Below are 21,178 nucleotides of genomic sequence, written 5' to 3'. Positions count from 1 at the left end.
CGTGCTTGCATCCTCACGCGCATGCGCGATCATCTGCGCATGGAGTCGACTCACTACAGGACTGTCCCGGCGCCGGCCTTGAACCCGCGCCAGGAGCAATTGGTGGCATTGGTACGGCAGCAGGGCTTTGCCGACGTCGAAGGGCTGGCAACGCGCTTTGAAGTCACGCCGCAGACCATCCGCCGCGATCTGACCTTGCTGTGCGATGCCGGCGTGCTGCGCCGGTATCACGGTGGCGTCAGCATGCCGTCGAGCGTGGAGAACCTGGCCTACACCGCGCGCAAGGCGCTGCAGGCGCGCGAAAAGCAGCACATCGCCGCGCAGGTGGCGCGCTTCATTCCCGACGATGCCTCGCTGTTCATCAACCTCGGCACCACCAACGAGGAAGTGGCGCGTGCGTTGCTGCAGCATCGCGGCCTGCGCGTGATCACCAACAACCTCAACGTGGCGGTGATGCTCAGCGCTAATCCCAGCTTCGAGGTGATCGTGGCCGGCGGCGTGGTGCGCGGACGCGACCAGGGCGTGACCGGCGAGGCCACGGTGGAGCTGATCCGCCAGTTCAAGGTGGATTTCGGGGTGATCGGCATTTCCGGCATCGACCTGGACGGCACCCTGCTGGATTTCGATTACCAGGAAGTACGCGTGGCCCAGGCCATCATCGAGCACTCGCGGCAGGTATTACTGGCGGCCGACCACAGCAAGTTCGGCCGCAATGCGATGGTGCGGCTGGGCGCGATCGCCCAGGTGCACGACTGGTTCACCGACCGACCGCCGCCGCAGGAGCTGGCTGCAGTGCTGGCCGAGGCCGGCACTCGCGTGCATCTGGCGGATGCGCCGGAGCCCGGCTGAGCCGGATGTTCGTTTGTGTACCTTTTTGAACTTCCGACCCGAGTGCAGGGCGCTACCGATAGCTGCACGTAATCGCAAGCCCGGCTTCGATAGGTATTGATACAGCAGCTCACGGCCGAAGTGCTCTTCCAGCTCTTCACGCTCCCGCAAGGTGTGATGTTCGAATATGTTCGAACATGACAACTTGGGTTCGCTCAGCGGCGAATCCGGACGGAGGCACCGATGGGCGAGACGTACGATCTTCTGGTGGTAGGCGGTGGCATCAATGGGGTCGGCATTGCCCGTGATGCGGCCGGCCGCGGCCTGTCGGTGTGCCTGTGCGAACAGGACGATCTGGCCGCGCATACCAGCAGCGCCAGCACCAAGCTCATCCACGGCGGCCTGCGATACCTGGAACAGTACGAGTTCGCGCTGGTCGGCAAGGCGCTGGCCGAGCGCGAGGTGCTGCTGCGGCTGGCCCCGCACATCATCTGGCCGCTGCGCTTCCTGTTGCCGCATCAGCCGCATCTGCGCCCGGCCTGGATGATCCGTGCCGGCCTGTTCCTGTACGACCACCTGGGCGGCAGCAAGCGCAGCCTGCCGCGCTCGCGCCGGCTCTCCTTGCGCACGCATCCGGTTGGCGCGCCGCTGCAGGAATCCTTGCGCACCGGCTTCGTGTATTCCGATGCCTGGGTGCAGGACGCACGGTTGGTGGTGCTCAATGCGATGGATGCCGCCAGGCGCGGCGCCAGGATCCATACCCGTACCCGCTGTGTCGGTGCCTGGCGTGATGCCGGGTTCTGGTACGCCGAACTCGAAGACCGCCAGGGCCGCCGCCGCACCGTGCAGGCGCGCGCGCTGGCCAATGCCGCCGGCCCGTGGGCGGTGTCGTTCCTGGACAAGGTCGCCGCGGTGCCGCACCAGCACGCGCTGCGTCTGGTCAAGGGCAGCCACATCGTGGTGCCCAAGTTGTTCGATCACGACCACGCGTACATCTTCCAGCAACCGGACCGGCGCATCGTGTTCGCCATTCCGTACGAACACGACTTCACCCTGATCGGCACCACCGATGTCGATTACGAGGCAGATCCGGCCGCGCCAAAGATCGATGCGGCCGAAGTGCAGTATCTGTGCGATGCGGTGAACCTGTACTTCCAGCAGCAGATCAGCCCCGCGGATGTGGTGTGGAACTACAGCGGCGTGCGCCCGCTGCTGGACGACGCCGAAGACAACGCCGCCGAAGTGACCCGCGACTATCAACTCGAAGTGGTCAACGACGGTGCACCGTTGCTCAACGTGTTCGGCGGCAAGCTCACCACCTACCGCAAGCTCGCCGAAGAAGCGGTCGACCGGCTCACCCATGCGCTGGGCGCGCGCAAGCCGGCATGGACTGCACGCGGCGAAGCCTTGCCCGGCGGTGAGCAGCGCGACATCGCTAGCCTGCTGGAGCGCATGCGCAACGCGCGGCCCTGGTTGCCGGCGGCCACCGCGCAGCGGCTGGTGCGCAACTACGGCACCTGTGCAGACCAGCTGTTGGGCGATGCGCAGGACCTGGCCGGTCTGGGCACGCACTTCGGCGCGGACCTGTACCAGGCCGAGGTGGATTACCTGCAGCAGCACGAATGGGCACTGACCGCCGACGATATCCTGTGGCGGCGCAGCAAACTCGGCCTGCGCATCGATGCGGCCGGCCGCCAGCGGCTGGAAGACTATCTGCAGACGCACGCACTGCAGCAACGCGACGTCGCAACCGTCTGAACACACGCGTTGCCGGCGAGGACGGGTCGTCCGGCAACGTATCCTGGCGCATTGCCGGCATCACCCCGAGCCACGTGGAGGGCACCCCTGATGAGCACCACCCGATTCCCCGGCGCGCCAGCGCGCGCGTCGCAGCACCCTGCCCGCAGCCGTGACCAGCATCCGGGACTGCCCGCATGAACCGTCAGCTCGTGGGTGAGTTGATCTCCGAAGCGGTGGCGATGTTCATCATCATCGCGCTGGGCGATTCGGTCGCGGCGATGTATGTGCTCTACGACCCCAGCCCGTATCAGAACGCCTATTGGGGCGTGTGCATCGCCTGGGGTTTGGCGGTCACGCTGGCCATCTATGTCACCGGTTCGGTGTCCGGCACCCACGCCAACCCGGCGGTGACGCTGGCGCTGGCGTTGTTCCGTGATTTCTCCTGGAAGAAGGTCGTGCCGTACTGGATCGCCCAGGTCATCGGTGCGTTCCTGGGTGCGGCCATCGTCTACCAGCTGTACGGGCCGGTGATCGACCATTACAACCAGGTGCAGCAACTCACCCGCGAAGCCGGCGGTGCCGCCGGGGTGTTCTTCACCGCACCCGGTCTGGCGGTCACGCCGATGCATGCGCTGGTCGACCAGATCATCATCACCGCGTTCCTGATCTTCGGCATCTTCGCCATTACCGAGCGCTTCAACGAAGCGGCGCCGGGCGCCAATTCCGGGGCGTTGATGATCGGCCTGCTGGTGGCAACGCTGGGCGCATCGATGGGCTACCTGGAAGCATGGGCGATGAATCCGGCGCGCGATTTTGGCCCACGCCTGTTTGCGTATTTCGCCGGATGGGGCGAGGCGGCGTTGCCGGCCAAGGACAATTACTGGTGGATCCCCATCGTGGGGCCGCTCATCGGCGGGCCGATCGGCGCACTGGCGTATCAGTGGCTGATCCTGCCCTTCCTGCCGGCGCGCGTGCGCCATCTGCAGGGCGAGCCAACCCCGCACGACCCGCGCTGATCACGGCACGCAGGCCCTGCGGCCCCAACGACCTGCGTGCAGCGGCGGATCGACGCGCGGCTGCGCAGCTCGCGGGGGCCGCACCAACCACTCTCGCCGTGCGCAACCGCCGGCACCGTTTGAGGAATCCCTGATGGAAAAGCAGTACGTCCTTGCGATCGATCAAGGCACCACCAGCTCGCGCGCGATGTTGTTCGATCGCCAGGGCAAGGTGGCCGGCGTGGCGCAGCGCGAGTTCGGCCAGATCTTCCCGCAGCCGGGCTGGGTGGAACACAACCCGCGCGAGATCATGACCAGCGTCTACACCACCATCACCGAGCTGCTCAACAACGCGCAGATCGACGCGCGCTCGATTGCCGGGATCGGCATCACCAATCAGCGCGAGACCGCGGTGGTGTGGGACAAGGCCACCGGCCAGCCGATCTACAACGCCATCGTGTGGCAGTCGCGGCAGACCAAGGACATCTGCACCCAGCTCAAGGAGGCCGGGCACGAGCAGATGGTGCGCGACAAGACCGGCCTGCTGATCGATGCGTATTTTTCCGGCACCAAGGTCAAGTGGATCCTCGACCACGTCGAAGGTGCGCGCGAGCGCGCCCGCAACGGCGAGCTGGCCTTCGGCACCATCGACAGCTGGCTGATCTGGAACCTCACCGGCGGCAAGGTACACGTCACCGATTACACCAACGCCTCGCGCACCATGATGTTCAACATCCACACGCTGGAATGGGACGCCGAGCTGCTGGCGATGCTCGACGTGCCGAAGGAAATGCTGCCGGAGGTGCGCTCGTCCAGCGAAGTCTACGGCATGACCCAGACCCAGTATTTCTACGGCGAACAGGTGCCCATCGCCGGCATTGCCGGCGACCAGCAGGCCGCGTTGTTCGGCCAGGCGTGTTTCGAGCCGGGCATGGCGAAGAACACCTATGGCACCGGCTGTTTCATGCTGATGAACACCGGTGACAAGGCGGTGGCGTCCAAGGCCGGCCTGTTGACCACCATCGCCTGGGGCGTCGACGGCAAGGTCGAATACGCATTGGAAGGGGCCATCTTCGTCGCCGGCTCGGTGGTGCAGTGGTTGCGTGACGGCCTGCGCATGCTGGGCAAGGCCAGCGACTCGCAGGCCTATGCCGAACGCGCCGGCGACAACGATGGCGTCTACATCGTGCCGGCGTTCGTGGGCCTGGGCGCGCCGTACTGGCGCAGCGACATTCGCGGTGCGGTGTTCGGCCTGACCCGTGGCACCAGCAAGGAACACTTCGTGCGTGCGGCGGTCGAATCCATGGCCTACCAGACCCGCGACGTGCTCACCGCGATGCAGAGTGACTCAGGCATCGAACTGAAGGAGCTGCGCGCCGACGGTGGCGCCATCGCCAACGACTTCATGGCGCAGTTCCAGAGCGACATCCTCAACGTGCCGGTGCTGCGGCCGGAAGTGGCTGAAACCACGGCACTGGGTGCGGCGTATCTGGCCGGGCTTGCGACCGGGTTCTGGAGCAGCCGCGAAGAGATCGCCAAGCAGTGGGCGGTGGATCGTCGCTTCGAGCCGGCGATGGCCGAGGACAAGCGCGAACAGTTGTATGCCGGCTGGCAGCAGGCAGTGGAAGCGACGATGGGTTTCCGCATCGGCTGAGTGATTCACCTGCGCAGACGCTGCCTGCGTTTACCCGACGCGCGGGTCATGCATCCCTGAAACGCAGATCGCCGGCCTGCAGCCTGCAGGCCGGCGATCAGGCACCGACTTAGAGCTGCTAACAACACGTAGCGAGCGGTCGTCAGGTGGGTACGGACGGCGCGGAGGAACCGCAGTGTACGAGTGGTACATGAGGATTCCGAGCACCGACCGCGCCCGCCTGGCGGCCGCGCAGTGGTTTTGCTAGCTGCTCTTACTGGCCGCCGGTATTGGCGCGGCCGGCGATGGTATCCGGATCCCAATGTTCCTTGATCAGGCCCTTCTCGATCCGGAACATGTCGAACCAGGTGGTGGTATAGGTCTTGCTCGGATCACGCGGATCCGGCAGCGTGCGCACCGACACCAGCGTCACCAGATCACCATCGGCAGTGATGGCCACCAGCGGCAACTGCACCCGCTCCTGTACCGGGCTCTTGGGAACGAACGCGGTCAGGAACCTGATGAACGCATCGCGCCCGTTGGCCACATTCGGGTTGTGCTGGATGTAGTTCTTGTCCATGTAAAACGGGGCGTAATCCACCTGGCCGGCTTCGAACACGATGCGCCAGAAATCGTAGACCAGGCGCTTGTTGGCCGTTTCCAGCCAGTTGGAGCCGATCAGCATCTTCTGGTGGTTGGTGTTTTCGGTCACCGCGGTCTGCGCGAACGCCGCCATCGGCGCAATCAGCATGATCAGTAACAAAGCGCGAGAAAACAGGGTCTTTTTCATGGGGATCTCCTCGGGTGGAAGGGGCCTTGCGCGTGCGGGGGACTCGGCATACGGCGCACGATTGGATTTGACGCGTGCGTGCTCGGACAGCGACCGCCACGCGTCCGGGCCACCCTACCGAGCAGATCCGTTACCTCGCTAGCCACCCGAAAGTGCACCAGGACACTTCTGCAATTGCTGGTAATCAAAGAATTACCTTCAGGGTTGCGGTGTCAGGCGCTGACCGGATCGACCAGTGGCAGCCCGGCGTAGTTTTCTGCAATGGTCGTGCGCCCTGCCGCGCTGCCGAGCAGATAGTCCAGCTCGGCGGTGCGGATGCGTGCGGTGAAGGCGTCTTCATCGTCGAAGGTATGCAGCAGCGTGGTCATCCACCAGGAAAATCGCTCGGCCTTCCACACCCGCTGCAATGCCAGCGCCGAATACTGCTGCAACACACCGGCATCGCCGGAGGCCTTCCAGCGCGCGAACAGCTGCGCAAGCAGGCCGACATCGGCCAATGCCAGATTCAGTCCCTTGGCGCCGGTCGGCGGCACGATATGCGCCGCATCGCCGGCCAGGAACAGGCGGCCGTATTGCATCGGTTCGGCCACGAAACTGCGCAGCGGCGCAATGCTCTTCTCGATCGACGGACCGGTGACCAGGCGCGTGGCCAACGCGTCCGGCAGACGTGCGCGCAATGCATCCCAGAATGCCTGGTCGCTCCAGGCGTCCACGCGCGCGTCGGCCGGCACCTGCACGTAGTAGCGGCTGCGCGTGGGCGAGCGCATTGAACACAAGGCAAACCCCAGCCGGTGCCGCGCATAGATCAGCTCATCGTGCACCGGCGGCGTGTCGGCCAGCACGCCCAGCCAGCCGAAGGGATACACGCGCTCGAACACGCCCTGGCGCTCGGCGGGAATGCTGGCGCGACTGACGCCATGAAATCCATCGCAGCCGACGATGTAGTCGCAGTCCACCTGCAGGCGGGTACCGTGATGCATGAATTCCACGCGCGGCGCAGGGCTGTCCAGCGCGTGCAGGCTGACCTGGTCTGCGTTGTAGTAGGTGGGCGCACCGCTGCGCTGACGTCCCTGCATCAGATCGGCGGTGACCTCGGTCTGACCATACACGGTGACCGCGCGACCACAGCTGTGCAGCAGATCGATGCGTTCGCGCCGGCCGTCCAGCGACAGCTCGAAGCCATGATGCGGCAAGCCTTCGCGTTGCACGCGCTTTCCCACGCCAGCGTATTGCAGCAAGTCCACGCTGCCCTGCTCCAGCACGCCGGCACGGATACGCCCCAGCACGTGGTCGGGCGCCTGCCGTTCCACGATGAGCGTATCGATACCGGCGCGCAGCAGCAGCTGGCCCAGCAACAGGCCGGACGGGCCGGCACCGATGATCGCAACCTGCGTCCGCATGGGGCGCTCCTGTTTTCAATGACCTGGCCGGCAGTGTCGGTAGCCAAACGCGGGCATTGAAGGGATGATTACGCGCAGTGCTTGGACTTTTCGACGATGCCCACACGCGCGCGCCAGACCGATGCATCCACTGCTGTGCCCGCGTTCGGCCTGTATGGCGAACGGCACGCGCACGCGCCGGAACTGCTGCATTGGGAATCGATCGCCGCACGCAGCCGGCTGCATGACTGGCATATCACCCCGCACCGGCACCAGGACCTGGCGCAGTTGCTCTACGTGCAACGCGGGCCCGCCACGTTGCAGCTGGATGGACGAACCCAGCGCCTGCGTGGCGCCTGCGTGGTGTGGCTGCCGCCGCTCTGCGTCCACGGCTTTGCGTTCGACCCGCGCGTGCGTGGCCACATCATCACCCTGTGCATGCCACTGGTGCGCAACGCACTGGGCGCAGCACCGCTGCTGCAACCGGGCCTGGCGGCACCGGCCGTACTGCAGGCAGCCCAGGCGCGGCGCCTGCTCGATGCCTTGTTCGCCAGCATCGCCAACGACCACGCGCATCAGCGCCCGGGGCACGAAGCGGCGCTACAGGCGGCGGCGGCCCACCTGGTGATCTGGACTGCACGTGCCGCGCTGCAGGGCCTGCACGCGGCGGCGGAAACCGCAGCGCAGGGCGACCCCGGCTTGCGCCATCTGCGCGCCTACCAGGCCTTGATCGACCAGCATTACCGCGCACATTGGCCGATCTCCCGCTACGCCGGTCAGCTGGGACTGACGCCGGGGCATCTCACGGCCTTGTGCCGCCGGTTGGCCAATGCCTCGGCGCTGGAGCTGCTGCAGCGCAGGGTCATGCTGGAAGCGCGCCGCAGCCTGCGCTACACCAGCCTGAGCGTGCAGCAGATCGCCGCAGCGCTTGGATTTTTCGACGCTGCCTACTTCAGCCGCTATTTCGTACGGCACGCGGGATGCTCACCCACGCAGTTTCGCGCGAGCGCGTAAGCGCGCAGCCACGCCACACGCGCAGGTGCGCCGCAGCCGCGTTGGCCGCCATGGCGACAGCAGGCGGCCATGTCGCACCCCGGCTTGCATCGGCACCGGGCACGCCGATGCCGGCGCATACGATCAAAACGGGTACTGCGGCACCTCGTTCTTGATCGTCAGCCACTGCCAATGGGTGTACTGCTCCCAATCGGCAGGGCCACCGACGCTAGTGCCATTGCCGGAAGCGCCGGTACCGCCAAACGGGTTGATCACCTCATCCACCACGGTCTGGTCGTTGATATGCAGCAGGCCCGGATGCAGGCGCTCGCCCAGGGCCATCGCACGCGACACCGAGGCCGACATGATGCCGGCCGCCAACCCGTACTCGCCATGGTTGGCCATCTCGGCAGCTTCTTCATCGGTATCGAACACCGCGATGTTGATCACCGGCCCGAACACTTCCTCGTCGAACACACGCATGCCGGGGCGCACGTTGGACAGCACGGTCGCCGCGTAAAACAGCCCTTCGTTGGTGGCGCCGGCTTCCACCACGGCGCCGGCAGCGACACTGTCGGTGACGATGTCGATCACCCGCTGCAACTGGCGCTGGTCGATGATGGGCCCGAGCGCCACGGTGCCGCTGACCGGGTCGCCCACCGGCAGGTGCCGCGCCTTTTCCGCCAGCCGCTGGGTCAGCGCCTGCGCCACGCTGCGCTGCACCAGCACCCGGCCGGTGGCCATGCAGATCTGGCCTTGGTGCAGGTAGGAACCGAACGCGATGGCCGAAGCGGCCCTGTCCAGGTCCGCATCGTCCAGCACGATCACCGCATTGTTGCCGCCCAGCTCCAGTGCGACCTTTTTCAGATGCCGTCCGGCGAGTTCGCCGATGCGGCGACCGGCGGCGGTGGAGCCGGTGAAGGCAATCATCGGAATCTCAGGCGATTCCACCAGCGCCTGGCCGATCTGCGCATCGCCGTGCAGCACGTGCAGCAACCCCTTGGGCAGGCCGGCTTCTTCGAGCACCTGCGCGATGATCACCCCGCCGGTGTACGGCGTGCGCGGATCGGGCTTGAGGATCACCGCATTGCCCATCGCCAGTGCCGGCGCCACCGAACGCAGCGACAGGATCAGCGGGAAGTTGAACGGCGAGATCACCGCGATCACGCCCAGCGGCAGATGGCGCGCAAGACTGAGCTGGCCGGCGGCGGTGGGCAGCACCTGCCCCACCGCCTGCAACGGCAGGCCGGCCGCCTGTTGGTAGAACACCACCGCCTCATCCACCTCGCGCTGCGCCTTGGGCAGGATGCCGCCGGTTTCGCGTGCGATCAGCAGCGCGGCTTCCGCGCTGCGCGCCTGCATCACCTGGGCGGCACGATGGAAGATCGCCGCGCGCTCGCGCGGCGAGGTCGCCGCCCATGCGCGCTGCGCCTGCTTGGCTTGCGCCACGGCGGCCTCGACGTCGGCCAGGTCGGCCTTGCTCACCTCGTGCAGCAGGCCGCCGGTGGCCGGCTCATAGATCGGCAGGGCGCCGCCGTTGCCGGGCACCCACTCGCCGTTGAAGATGCAGCCGTGCCACGCGGGGGTGTCGTTTGCAGCGACCGCTGCGCTGGGAAGAGCATTCATGGTCTAGCCTCCTGCTGAAAACAGTGGGGGTGATTTACAGGGTGGTGGATGCCAGGCCGCCATCGACCGGCAGGGTAATGCCGTTGATCCAGCGCGCGGCATCGGATGCAAGGAACACGATGGCGTCGGCCACTTCGTCGGCATACGCCGGGCGCGTCATGCGCTTGGCATCTTCCTTGACGCGCTCCTCGCCCAGCATCGCAGCGAAATCGCCCAGGATCGGCGTGAATACCGGCCCCGGCGAGACGTTGTTGACGCGAATGCCACGCTCGGCGAACCACGGCCGCGATTGCAGCAAAGTCCACACGATCAGGGCTTCCTTGAAGTATTGATAGCAGGTGTCGTGCGCCACCGGGTGCGCAGCCAGCCAGGCGCTGCCAGCCTCGAAACTGTCGGTGGCGGCCAGCTGCTTGTGCAGGTCCAGCCGCTGCGGCCAGTCTGCGCCCAGGATCGAGGCGACGTTGATGATGGCGCCGCCGGACACGATGCGCGGCAACAGCGCATGGCTCAGATGACGCAGGCCCAGGTAGTTGACGCGCGCCACCGCATCCAGCGGCGCGGTGCCCGGCACACCGGCCACATTGGCCAGCGCATCGATGCGCTCGGGCAGTGCGCGCACCAGCGCATCGATCGACGCCGGGTCGCCCAGATCGGCCTGATAAAAGCCGTGCAGCGTCATCTGCACCGGCGTGCGATCGACACCGATCACCGTGGCGCCATGAAACCGTGCCAGGCGTGCGACCTCTGCGCCGATGCCCGAGGCCACACCGGTCACCACGATCGTCTTGTTCTGCAAATTCATTGCCACCCTCCGTAGGAGCCAGCCGTGCCGGCGCTAGAACACATGGACGTACTGCAGGTTGAGGTTGTTGCCGGAGGCCGCGTTCCTGACCTCCACCGGCAGGTAAAGATTGGCAAACAGCATGTTGCTGGCATCCAGCCGCCACGCGCCGCCCGGGCCGGCATAGAAGATGCGTTGCCGGCTGTCGGGCACGCGCTGGCCATTGGTGCGGTTGTCGCGGAACTGGGTCAGGTAATAGGCGTTGACGCCCAGCCGCACATCCGGCGCCACTTCCCAGGACGTGGCGAAGTTGATCCAGCCCGCATCGCCGGCCTGCCCGTTACGGAAGTCGAATCCGTCGGGCAGATTGGGCCGGCGCTCGCTGCGGAAGTTGTAGACGTAGTTGAGGCGCGCGCTGATTTCCCAGTTGGGCGTGGGCAGCACGGTGAAGGCGTAGTTCGGCACCAGCGACCAATACCCGGCACCCTGATTCAGATCGCGGTCGCGGTCGAACTTGCCAACCGGTGCCACCGCATCGATTTCGAAACGCTGCGAAAACACCGGCCGCCCGTCGCGCATCACCGGCAGCATCTGCAGGTACGGCCCGAAGGTCAGATCGCCCACGCCGGCGCCGTTGTCGCGCAGGGTGGCGATGCTGTTGCGGCCGAACGAGGCGTCCAGGTTGATCAGCGGTATCAGCGTGTTGATGCCGAGCGCGCCACCAAAGAGCTTATACGGCGTGACATAGGCGATCTGGGTCAGCAGCAGGGTCGAGTCGATGCGCGGGTTGGCGAACACCGGCACATCGTCGCCCTGCGCGTCCTTGACCGCATCCAGCGAGGTCTGGCGCAGATAGGTGACCACCGCCCAGCCGGGCGTGGTGCGGGTGAAACCGTCCAGGAAGCTGGTGCCGCCGGTATTGAGGCCGTTGGTCAGCGTCGCGCTTTGCGGGACGCCCTGCGCCAGCGCCGCACCGCCGGTACACACCCCCACCGCGCCAAGTGCGGCGCAAAGCGTCCACGACACCCGTCGACCTGCGCCACGCACCACCGTTGTTCGAATCACTGCGGACATCTCCAGCGTTGGGAGGAAACAACAGGACGTGCCAGACGGCACGCGTCAGGCAGGCGGCATCGCCGCGCTGTAGACAGCACGTGCAAACAGGTTGTGCGAAGGAGGACGCTGCCAGGCGCTGGCCTGCAGCGCGCGGCTTACGGCGAGTCGAGCCGGTCCAGGCGATCGAGCGCGCGCAGCAACGGCGCCTCGCTGGTGCCGAGCACGGCACTGAGCTGCCGCTCCATGCGCAGCACCTCGGCTTCGGCATCGGTCAGCAGGGTGACGCCGGCCGGCGTCAGCGACAGATGCTGCATGCGCCGGTCCTGGCGCCCGCGCACCTGCCGCAACAGGCGGCGCTTGACCAGGCGCGCCACCACGATGGCCAGGTTGGGCGGCGACACATGCAGCACATCGCCGATCTGGCGCTGGTTGATGCCCGGGTTGCCGTCCACCAGCATCAGCAGCGAAAAGTCGACCGGCTTCAGATCGAAGGCCGCCACGCAGTCCTGAAACATCCGCCGGACCAGCAGCTCGGTGCGGGTGATGCGGTAGCCCAGCAGCCGCAACAGGCGCGCCTGGTCCACCGTGGTGACGGCATCGGGCAACGGTGCAACGGCGGCGGTAGCGGACATGACGGTTCTCGCGACAAAGGCAGCGGGCGGCACGGGACGCCGCAGGCGCCCGGTCCGCAACGCCGATCCCCGGCGTGCACCGCATTGTAGACGCGGCCGGCCGTACCGATGTGGACATGCCGCCCACCTTCGCTTGCGCTGTGCAGGTGCCTGCCTGCGTAGCGGCCGCTGCCGCCTTGCACGCGCGTGCCCGGCTGCGCGGCAGCGGTGCTGCGGCGCGCGGGGGACGGCGGTGATCCAGGCACGGAATGGACATGAGATCCGGTCGGCATGTGATTGCGTTCCGGAATAGTTATGGATCATAACTACATTGCCAAGCTGCACCGCAGCATGGTCGCGTCCGCTAGCTCGCGGACTGGATGAAGGCCAGCCGGTGCGCGAGGCGGTGCGACACGCTGCTGCCTGTACCGGGCCACGCCGGCGCCCGATGCAGGCGCCGACGGCGCACACGCACGCTCAGAGCCGCGGGCGTTGCCCGGTCAGCAGATGACGCCGCCCGCTTACGGCAGCCAGAGTTTTTCCAGCTCGCGGAAGCCCCAGTCGCCCGGGCTTTCCATCTGCGCGATGCGGTCCTGGCAGTCGGGGCGCGACAGGTCGATGTCCTGCACCAGCACATGGCTGCGCAGCCTGGCCGAATAGAACACGCGTACCTTGGGCTTGAGCAGCGCGTCGGGCGTCTGTTCGATCACCACGGCCAGCTTCTGCGATTCCAGACGCACCAGCGAACCCACCGGATAGATCCCCAGCCGGCGCACGAAGGCCTGGAAGATCACCGGGTCGAAGTGGCCTTTCCATGACGCCATCTGCTTGAGCGATTCGGCCGGATCCCAGCCGCGCTTGTACGGGCGGTCGGAGCTGATGGCGTCGTAGACATCGCACACCGCGCCCATCCGCGACATCAGCGAGATCTCTTCGCCGGCCAGACGGTTCGGGTAGCCGCTGCCATCCATCTTTTCGTGATGGTGCAGCGCAATTTCCAGCACCACCGCGTTCTGCACGCCACCGGCCACCAGCAACCGATGCCCGTCCAGCGGATGCTGGCGCATGATGTCCATTTCGTCGTTGGTGAGCCGGCCGGGCTTGTTGAGAATGTCCAGCGGCGTCACCGCCTTGCCCATGTCATGCAGCAGGCCGCCCATCGCCGCTTCCACGACCTGCGGCTCGGGCAAACCGAGCTGACGCGCCAGCCCGCTCATCAGGCCGGCCACCGCCATCGAGTGCAGGTAGGTGTAATCGTCGGCGGTCTTGAGCCGCGCCACGCTGATCAGGGCCTGCGGATGACGCAGCACCGAATCGTTGATGGCCTCCACCAGCGGCATCGCCGCCTCGGTGTCGACGGTGCGCCCCAGCCGCACGTCGCGGAACATCGCCTCCACCGTGTCGCGGCCGTCTTCGAAGATCTTGCGTGCGCGCACCACTTCGGCCTCGATGCCGACCTGCGCGGTGACGCTGTTGGTACGCACACCGCGCGTGCTGGACGCCGGCTCCGGTGGCTCCGGCACGGGCGGCGGCGATGGCGTGTCAGTCGCCCCGGGTGCGGGCGTGGATGCGCCGGTGTCCACGTCGAGCCCGCGCGCGGTGTCGATCACCAACTGCTCGATCCGGCTGCCGTGGATCTTGTCCACGTCCTGCGAATCGACCAGGAACGACGTCTTCCAGAACGGATGATGCACCCACGCGCCCAGCAGCTTGCACACATACATGCCGGGACGGAGTTGGTCGGAGTCGATGGTTCTGAGCATGCCGGCGCTGGTCTGCACGAGGGTCACGGAAGAGGCCGCCGCGGGCTTGGCGGTCTTCGTGGTTATCGGCAACCGGCTCGATTTCTTTGACCACCGGCCACCACGTGCGAGGCAGCGGCCAGCCGCGCTCGGCTGAGCGATTCAGCGATCCGGCAGGCGCATTGCCAGCACCGCGGCCGCGGCAAACAGCAGCGGCACCGCGCAAGCCAGATACAACCGCACCGGCGACCATCCGGCGTCCAGCAACACGCCCGCGCAGAGCGGCGACAGGATCGCGCCGACGCGCCCCACGCCGATCGCCCAGCCCATGCCGGTGGAGCGCACCGCCGCCGGGAAGACCACCGGCGCTACCGCATACAGCCCGCCCATCGCCGCGGTCATGGCGGCGCCGGTCAGCAACGCGGTGGCAAAGGCCCAGCGCAGCACCGTGCTGCTCAGCCCGAACGCGACCATGGCCGCCGCTACCAGCAGCAGGGCACCGGCCGTCAGCCACGACAGCCGCGCGCGCAGGGCCAGCCAACCGAACAGGCTGCCGCCGACAATGCCGCCCAGGTTCAACAATACCCCGCCAGTGACACCCTGCGCGGCCGACAGCCCGGCATTCACCAACAGCTTGGGAGTCCAGCTGAGCACGAAGTAGAACGAGAACATCAGCAGGAAAAAAGCCAGTGCGATCAGCAGTGATTGCCGCCGTAGCGCCCCGACAAACAACGCCGCATAGCCATGCGTCTGCGCATCGGTCTGCACCGGCAGCGGCGGCAACTGCGCATGCGGCGGCATTGCCATGCGCGCCAGCACGGCGTTGAAGCGCGCGAGCGCCCCGGGCGGGCGACGGGCGATCAGAAATTCCAGCGACTCCGGCAAAAACAGCACCACCAGCGGCACGCACAGCAGCGACCCGAGCGCGCCCAGCCAGAACACCGCCGGCCACGACCACTGCTGCAGCAACAGCGCCGCAATCGCCCCACCCAGCGTCGCGCCCACCGGGTAGCCGGTCGCCTGCAGCACGGTGGCGGTGCTACGCCAGCGTGCAGTGGAGTATTCGGCCGCGGTCACCGCCACGCAGGCCAGCATGCCGCCAATGCCCAACCCGGTGAACGCCCGCAATGCGCCCAGTTGCCAGGCATTGCCGGCCAGGGCGGACGCGCCCATGCCCACCGTGAGAATGGCCAGGCAGATCAGGGTGAGCGCACGGCGCCCGATGCGGTCTGCCAGCGGCGCCAGCAGCAGCGAGCCCACCGCCATGCCGACCAGCCCGGCACTGAACAACGCCCCCAGCAGCTTGCCCGACAACTGCCAGTCGGCCGAGACATGCGGCGCGGTGAAGGCCATGGCCATCACGTCGAAGCCATCGAGCATGGTCAACAACACGCACACCGCCACCGCCCGCCACTGGAAGGGCGTCATGCGCTCCAGTAAGAAGGGCGCAGCGTCTGGGGTGCGTTGGAGCATGGGCATGTCCTGTGCATGGAAGGGCCGGTACCGATCACGTGTGCACGACCGCGGCATGGCATCGCCGTGGACGGGCACACTGCCGTGCGCGCGGGCGAGGCAATGCCTGGCGAACACGGCAGTGCGATGACTGCACGCACGCTAGGCCCATCGCACGCACTGTTCAAGCCGGGCCAGCGCACGGCTGTGCGCTAATCGGACGCGGCGGGCCGCCGCTTCGCTTGCCCAGCCACACGTTCGGCCGGTGAACCGGGTGCGCCAACGGCATGCGCACGCATGCCGCACCCTGCATGCCGACATCGATGCCCCTGGCCGCAGCGCCCTGGCTTGTCGCGTGGTGCGTCGATGCCGGCGGCAAAGGCGCGGCGATTCATGCGCGCCGTCGTGCGATGCGCATGCGCATGCGCCGGGATGGCTGCTGCAGGCAGTCTTGGCCACCAGTCACCTGGTGACGTGCAACAGCACACGCGTCGTGCGACTCATCGCAGCACGGGCAACATCACCGCGCACGTTCGATGTCGCGGTGCGATGACCAAGGCCACCGGGCCTGTCGGTCAACCGCGCGCCAAGTGCCACCGGCCGATGCGTGCGACATCCCACATCCAGAGGCGCTTATCCTCACGGTCGCAGTCCGCGCTTGCCTGCACAACACAACAGGCTGCTCATCCACCCATGCCCGCTGTCGCCCGGGTCATGCCTGCGGCAGCCAGCAACGCCGCGCAGGTATCATGCTGCGGTGCTGCAGTCGGTGGCACACTGACCTGCCGGAGAGTGCCGTGACCCCGATTCGCCCATTTCTGGACCACACCCCTCAGCTGGGCGCGCGCGTCTACATCGACCCGGCCTGCACCATCATCGGCAAGGTGAGCCTGGGCGATGACGTGTCGGTGTGGCCGGGCACGGTGATCCGCGGCGACGTCAATCATGTGCAGATCGGCGCGCGCACCAACGTGCAGGACGGCACCATCATCCACGTCAGCCACCACAGCCCCTTCAACAAGGCCGGCTACCCGACCGTGATCGGCGAAGACGTCACCGTGGGCCACGGCACCATCCTGCATGCCTGCACCATCGAAGACCTGTGCCTGATCGGCATGGGCGCGTGCGTGCTCGATGGCGCCACCGTCAAGCGCTATGGCTTTGTCGGTGCCGGTGCGGTGGTCGGCCCGGGCAAAGTCGTCGGCGAAGCCGAATTGTGGTTGGGCAATCCTGCGCGTCCGGCACGCACGCTCAGCGACAAGGAGATCGAAAGCCTGCATTACTCCGCCCAGCATTATGTGCGGCTCAAGGATCAGTATCTGGGCACGCCCGCCGCCCACTGAGCACGCCGCACCAGTCGTCAGACGCCATCGCACGCGTGGTGATGGCACGAACGCGTGAGCGCCCGAGCATTGCCGCAGCAGTTACCCACGCGCAAGGCGAGCGGGTGAATCGAGCGGCCGGCCGATGCCTGGGCTTCCGAGCGCATGCATCGCATCCGCGCACGGCACGATGGCCCACATGCGCGTAGATCAAGAGACCGCGCTGGCGAAGGATGCCTGTTGCCGGCCGAGGCCTGGACGCGATGCGAGGCGGCGTCGTGCGCGTGCCTCACGTGCCTGTGCCTGCAGAACGCGGCTCAGGGCCGCGTGGCGTGCTCCAGCGCGGTGAGGGTGGCCAATGCCTGGGCGCGCGAGCTCCCACACATCTCCGCGGAAGGACGCAGGCTGCCACACACCAACGGCCGCGTCGGCAACCCGAACAGCCGGCATCGGCCCTGCCCGTCCAGCTGCACGCACGGCACGCCCGCCGGCTTGCCGTGCGGCATGCCGGGGATCGCCGAACTGATCGACGGCGCAATACAGCACGCCGCGCAGCCGGCGCGGCACGGAATGTCCATGGGCATTGGTGCAGTGTAAACCGCCGCCCATGGTCCGGCGGCGGCCGGTCATCGTCGGCGGCTAGCGTGGCGGGATATAGCTGGACACGCGCACGCCAAAGAACGCCTGCACCGCGGCCAGGTTGCCCTTGGCCTGGATGTCCGCGCCCACGTCGCGGCTCATGCCGAGCACGTCGTCATCCGGCCAGCCGGGGCCGAAGCACCATTGCGTGCTGGGGATATTGTTCGCCTGCAGATGGGCCAGCATGCGCGTGGTGGCGACCTCCGCGCTGCGATTGCCGGCCGGGTAGCCGTGCTCGCCGAGGTAGCCGCGCTTGCCGGCATGCCGCAACGCGTCGATGAAGGGCGTCACCATCTCGATGCCGGTGTCCGGCCGGATCACCTCGTCGCGCCCGCCAGGCCCGATCCAGTTGCCGCCGCCCGCCCCGTTGCTGTCCAGGTAGTTGTGCGCTTCGTAGACGATGCGCGCGTAGGGGTCGGGGATGTCGAACAGGCCCATCGAATCCTGCTGCCAGCGCCGCGCGCTGGCATAGCCATTGCCGCACACGAACACGAAGTGCTCGCGGTCGCGATCGACGATGGTCTTGCAGCACGCAGTGGCGGTCTTCTGCCAGTGCGCCGCCATCGACAACACACTGCCATCGGCATTGAGTTCCTTGCCCTGGTAAGGCTCGTTCATCACGCCCCAGCCGAACACGGCCGGATGCTGCCTGAACCGATTGACGATACGTGCCCACAGGTCGGGCAGGCCGGCCTCGTTGTAGAGCGTGCAGCCCGGCGTGCCGATCACCCGGTACTCGTAGAGCTTGAGCAGCCCGTCGCGGCGATCGAAGTAGCCCTGGTAGCCAAAGCTGCGCAGCGGATAGGTGTCGGCCCAGAGTGCGGGGTCGACCAGATCGTCGATGCGGTTGCCGCGCGCATCAATGATGGCACCGCTGGCATCGCGCCGGTAGCCCGCCTTGGCCGCCACCCGCTGCGGCAAGCGCATGTAGTCGTGCAATTCCACAATCGCGCGTTTGCCGCGCGCGGCGATGTTGTCGAGCGCCGCCTGCACCTGCGCGCAGTAGGTTTCGTTCAACGACAGGCCCTGCCCGCGCGTGAAGCGTGCCGCCGTGGTCGGCAACCGGAACAACGGGCAGGCCCCGGCCGCGGCCACGTGCTGTGCGGTGATGGCGCGGTAGTGGGTGCCGATCTCGGCATTGTCCACATAGCTGTTGGACGCCAGCCCGGACAGGTTCAGGCCGGCGAAGGGCAAGGTGGCGCTCTGCGCAGCGGCGCTGCCGCCCCACCCCACCGATGCCAGCACTGCGGCGCCGGTGACGCCTTGCAGAACACGGCGCCGGGTGATGCCACCGGCTGCTGCCAGCGTCTGTTCGGGAGGATGCGAGCACGCCGCGCTGGAGCGACGGCGGGGATGTGGATGGTCGGACATGGGCGCCTCCTGCGGTGCCGTGGTGGGATCCATGGCGGTGCTGCTCCCCTATGCGCACCGGCCTGGCGCCATGGTGCGGACGCGGCGCGGTCGCGTCTGCGACCCGGTTCGCAGGCTGTCACTGCATGAAACGGCGCATACGTTTACATCGCATTACATGACAGCTACGTGCCCGCGTTGCAGGCGGAGGCAGGCAGACACAACGACCGCCCGCCAACGGTGCGGTGCATGCGAGTGCCGCTCGCGCACGCAACCACGCGCCTGCAATGCCTTGCGCCTGGACCTGTTGCGCCCCCGCTTGGCGGTGACGGTTGCAGCAGCAACAGTCGCCGTGCGGTCTAATTGCCAGCCATCGCTCGCTGACTAGCCGTCGAATTCGCCATGCCCGAGTACCGCTCCAAGACCTCCACCCACGGCCGCAACATGGCCGGCGCCCGCGCACTGTGGCGCGCCACCGGCATGCGCGATGGCGACTTCCACAAGCCCATCATCGCCATCGCCAACTCGTTCACCCAGTTCGTGCCCGGGCATGTGCACCTGAAGGATCTTGGCCAGTTGGTCGCGCGCGAGATCGAACGCGTCGGCGGCGTGGCCAAGGAGTTCGACACCATTGCCGTGGACGATGGCATCGCCATGGGCCACGACGGCATGCTGTATTCGCTGCCCAGCCGCGAGATCATTGCCGACTCGGTGGAATACATGGTCAACGCGCATTGCGCCGACGCGCTGGTGTGCATTTCCAACTGCGACAAGATCACCCCCGGCATGTTGATGGCCGCGCTGCGGCTCAATATCCCCACCGTGTTCGTCTCCGGCGGCCCGATGGAAGCCGGCAAGACCAAGCTGGCCGAGCACAAGCTCGATTTGATCGACGCGATGGTGATCGCCGCCGACGACAGCGCCTCCGATGAAAAGGTGGCCGAGTTCGAACGCAGCGCCTGCCCCACCTGCGGCTCCTGCTCGGGCATGTTCACCGCCAACTCGATGAACTGCCTGACCGAAGCGCTGGGCCTGTCGCTGCCGGGCAACGGCACGGTTGTCGCCACGCACGCGGACCGCGAACAATTGTTCCTGCGCGCCGGGCGCGTGGCGGTGGAGTTGTGTCACCGCTGGTACGGCGCCGAAGACCCCACCGCCCTGCCGCGCGGCATCGCCACGTTCGAGGCCTTCGAAAATGCGATGACGCTGGATATCGCCATGGGCGGCTCGACCAACACCATCCTGCATCTGCTCGCCGCCGCGCAGGAAGGCGAGGTGGCATTCGGCATGCAGGATATCGACCGTTTGTCCAAGCGCGTGCCGCAGCTGTGCAAGGTCGCCCCGAATACACCCAAGTACCACATCGAAGACGTGCATCGCGCCGGCGGCATCATGGCCATTCTCGGCGAGCTGGCGCGTGGCGGGCTGCTGCATACCAACGCAGCCACCGTGCACGCACGTACGCTGGCCGATGCCATCGCGCAGTGGGACGTCACCCAGACCGACGATGAAAAGGTGCACACGTTCTACAAGGCCGGCCCGGCCGGTATTCCCACGCAGATTGCCTTCAGCCAGGCCACACGTTGGGACACGTTGGATACCGATCGCAGCGACGGCTGCATTCGCGATGTCGCGCATGCGTTTTCGCAGGAGGGCGGCCTGGCCGTGCTGTACGGCAACATCGCCCGCGACGGCTGCGTGGTGAAGACCGCAGGCGTGGATGAATCCATCCACGTCTTCGAAGGCAATGCCCGCGTCTTTGAGAGCCAGGATTCGGCGGTCAAGGCCATCCTTGCCGACGAAGTGAAAGCCGGCGACATCGTGGTGATCCGCTACGAAGGCCCCAAGGGCGGCCCCGGCATGCAGGAAATGCTCTACCCCACCAGCTATCTCAAATCCAAGGGCCTGGGCAAGCAATGCGCCCTGCTCACCGATGGCCGCTTCTCCGGCGGCACCTCGGGCCTGTCGATCGGCCACGCCTCGCCGGAAGCCGCCGCAGGCGGCGCCATCGGCCTGGTGCGTGATGGCGACAAGATCCTGATCGACATTCCTAACCGTTCGATCAACCTGCTGGTGTCCGACGAAGAACTCGCCAGCCGTCGTGCCGAGCAGGATGCCAAGGGCTGGAAGCCGGTGGAAGTGCGTCCACGCAAGGTCACCACAGCGTTGAAGGCGTATGCGTTGCTGGCGACCAGTGCGGATAAGGGCGCGGTGCGGGATAAGGCGTTGTTGGACGGTTGA

General features: G+C 66.8%; 17 protein-coding genes and 1 other RNA gene. 7 read left to right on the top strand and 11 right to left on the bottom strand.

Features of this window, described 5'->3' with window-relative positions:
• The first annotated feature begins 21 nt into the window (after positions 1-21).
• The 4 genes from RZV17_RS01905 to glpK all read left to right on the top strand — a co-directional run bounded on the left by RZV17_RS01905 (position 22) and on the right by glpK (position 5,217).
• Complete coding sequence (locus tag RZV17_RS01905) at positions 22-849, top strand: DeoR/GlpR family DNA-binding transcription regulator (RefSeq protein WP_047695513.1); 828 nt, start codon at positions 22-24, stop codon at positions 847-849.
• 222 nt (positions 850-1,071) lie between these two features.
• On the top strand, positions 1,072-2,586 hold the full coding sequence (glpD, locus tag RZV17_RS01900; protein WP_047695514.1) for a glycerol-3-phosphate dehydrogenase: 1,515 nt from the start codon (positions 1,072-1,074) through the stop codon (positions 2,584-2,586).
• Positions 2,587-2,762: 176 nt separating this feature from the next.
• On the top strand, positions 2,763-3,584 hold the full coding sequence (locus RZV17_RS01895) for an MIP/aquaporin family protein (RefSeq protein WP_039408757.1): 822 nt from the start codon (positions 2,763-2,765) through the stop codon (positions 3,582-3,584).
• Between the two features lie 133 nt (positions 3,585-3,717).
• Positions 3,718-5,217, top strand: coding sequence for a glycerol kinase GlpK (gene glpK, locus RZV17_RS01890; protein ID WP_039408760.1), 1,500 nt, complete (start codon positions 3,718-3,720; stop codon positions 5,215-5,217).
• 116 nt (positions 5,218-5,333) lie between these two features.
• Here glpK and RZV17_RS01885 read toward each other — a convergent pair.
• The 3 genes from RZV17_RS01885 to pobA all read right to left on the bottom strand — a co-directional run bounded on the left by RZV17_RS01885 (position 5,334) and on the right by pobA (position 7,386).
• A non-coding RNA gene (locus RZV17_RS01885) (sX9 sRNA) lies at positions 5,334-5,409 on the bottom strand.
• A gap of 61 nt (positions 5,410-5,470) precedes the next feature.
• A complete protein-coding gene (locus RZV17_RS01880) occupies positions 5,471-5,986 on the bottom strand; it encodes a nuclear transport factor 2 family protein (RefSeq protein ID WP_184374585.1) in 516 nt (171 codons plus the stop codon).
• A 212-nt stretch (positions 5,987-6,198) separates the two neighbouring features.
• The gene (pobA, locus tag RZV17_RS01875; RefSeq protein WP_355606782.1) at positions 6,199-7,386 is read right to left on the bottom strand and encodes a 4-hydroxybenzoate 3-monooxygenase; all 1,188 of its coding nucleotides are present in this window, start codon (positions 7,384-7,386) and stop codon (positions 6,199-6,201) included.
• Between the two features lie 96 nt (positions 7,387-7,482).
• Between pobA and RZV17_RS01870 the strand changes: the two genes are divergently transcribed.
• A complete protein-coding gene (locus tag RZV17_RS01870; RefSeq protein WP_355606779.1) occupies positions 7,483-8,379 on the top strand; it encodes a helix-turn-helix domain-containing protein in 897 nt (298 codons plus the stop codon).
• A 123-nt stretch (positions 8,380-8,502) separates the two neighbouring features.
• On the opposite strand, the gene RZV17_RS01865 is transcribed toward RZV17_RS01870, so the two are convergent.
• From RZV17_RS01865 to RZV17_RS01840, 6 genes are all read right to left on the bottom strand, one after another.
• A complete protein-coding gene (locus RZV17_RS01865) occupies positions 8,503-9,984 on the bottom strand; it encodes a benzaldehyde dehydrogenase (protein WP_104579366.1) in 1,482 nt (493 codons plus the stop codon).
• Positions 9,985-10,018: 34 nt separating this feature from the next.
• On the bottom strand, positions 10,019-10,786 hold the full coding sequence (locus RZV17_RS01860) for a coniferyl-alcohol dehydrogenase (RefSeq protein ID WP_104579367.1): 768 nt from the start codon (positions 10,784-10,786) through the stop codon (positions 10,019-10,021).
• Between the two features lie 33 nt (positions 10,787-10,819).
• A complete protein-coding gene (locus RZV17_RS01855; protein WP_184368925.1) occupies positions 10,820-11,839 on the bottom strand; it encodes a transporter in 1,020 nt (339 codons plus the stop codon).
• A gap of 137 nt (positions 11,840-11,976) precedes the next feature.
• Positions 11,977-12,453, bottom strand: coding sequence for a MarR family winged helix-turn-helix transcriptional regulator (locus tag RZV17_RS01850; protein WP_039408776.1), 477 nt, complete (start codon positions 12,451-12,453; stop codon positions 11,977-11,979).
• Positions 12,454-12,953: 500 nt separating this feature from the next.
• Positions 12,954-14,195 carry an HD-GYP domain-containing protein gene (locus RZV17_RS01845; protein ID WP_123137573.1) on the bottom strand — a complete coding sequence of 414 codons (1,242 nt, stop codon included), beginning with the start codon at positions 14,193-14,195 and terminating at the stop codon, positions 12,954-12,956.
• A 141-nt stretch (positions 14,196-14,336) separates the two neighbouring features.
• On the bottom strand, positions 14,337-15,647 hold the full coding sequence (locus RZV17_RS01840) for an MFS transporter (protein ID WP_355606772.1): 1,311 nt from the start codon (positions 15,645-15,647) through the stop codon (positions 14,337-14,339).
• 776 nt (positions 15,648-16,423) lie between these two features.
• Here RZV17_RS01840 and RZV17_RS01835 point away from each other — a divergent pair.
• Entirely contained in the window at positions 16,424-16,969 is a 546-nt protein-coding gene (locus RZV17_RS01835; protein WP_039408784.1) for a gamma carbonic anhydrase family protein, read from the top strand.
• Between the two features lie 296 nt (positions 16,970-17,265).
• Here RZV17_RS01835 and RZV17_RS01830 read toward each other — a convergent pair whose 3' ends face one another.
• Together RZV17_RS01830 and RZV17_RS01825 are read right to left on the bottom strand one after the other, a co-directional pair.
• Positions 17,266-17,532, bottom strand: coding sequence for a YkgJ family cysteine cluster protein (locus RZV17_RS01830; RefSeq protein WP_052077060.1), 267 nt, complete (start codon positions 17,530-17,532; stop codon positions 17,266-17,268).
• A 55-nt stretch (positions 17,533-17,587) separates the two neighbouring features.
• Positions 17,588-18,958: a cellulase family glycosylhydrolase gene (locus tag RZV17_RS01825; protein WP_355606769.1), complete on the bottom strand. Its 1,371-nt coding sequence runs from the start codon at positions 18,956-18,958 to the stop codon at positions 17,588-17,590.
• A 381-nt stretch (positions 18,959-19,339) separates the two neighbouring features.
• On the opposite strand from RZV17_RS01825, the gene ilvD reads away from it, so the two are divergent.
• Positions 19,340-21,178, top strand: coding sequence for a dihydroxy-acid dehydratase (ilvD, locus tag RZV17_RS01820; RefSeq protein WP_355606766.1), 1,839 nt, complete (start codon positions 19,340-19,342; stop codon positions 21,176-21,178).

It is taken from the genome of Xanthomonas cannabis (assembly GCF_040616535.1).
Classification (GTDB): Bacteria; Pseudomonadota; Gammaproteobacteria; order Xanthomonadales; family Xanthomonadaceae; genus Xanthomonas; species Xanthomonas cannabis.
This window is presented reverse-complemented; position numbering and strand designations above follow the sequence as displayed.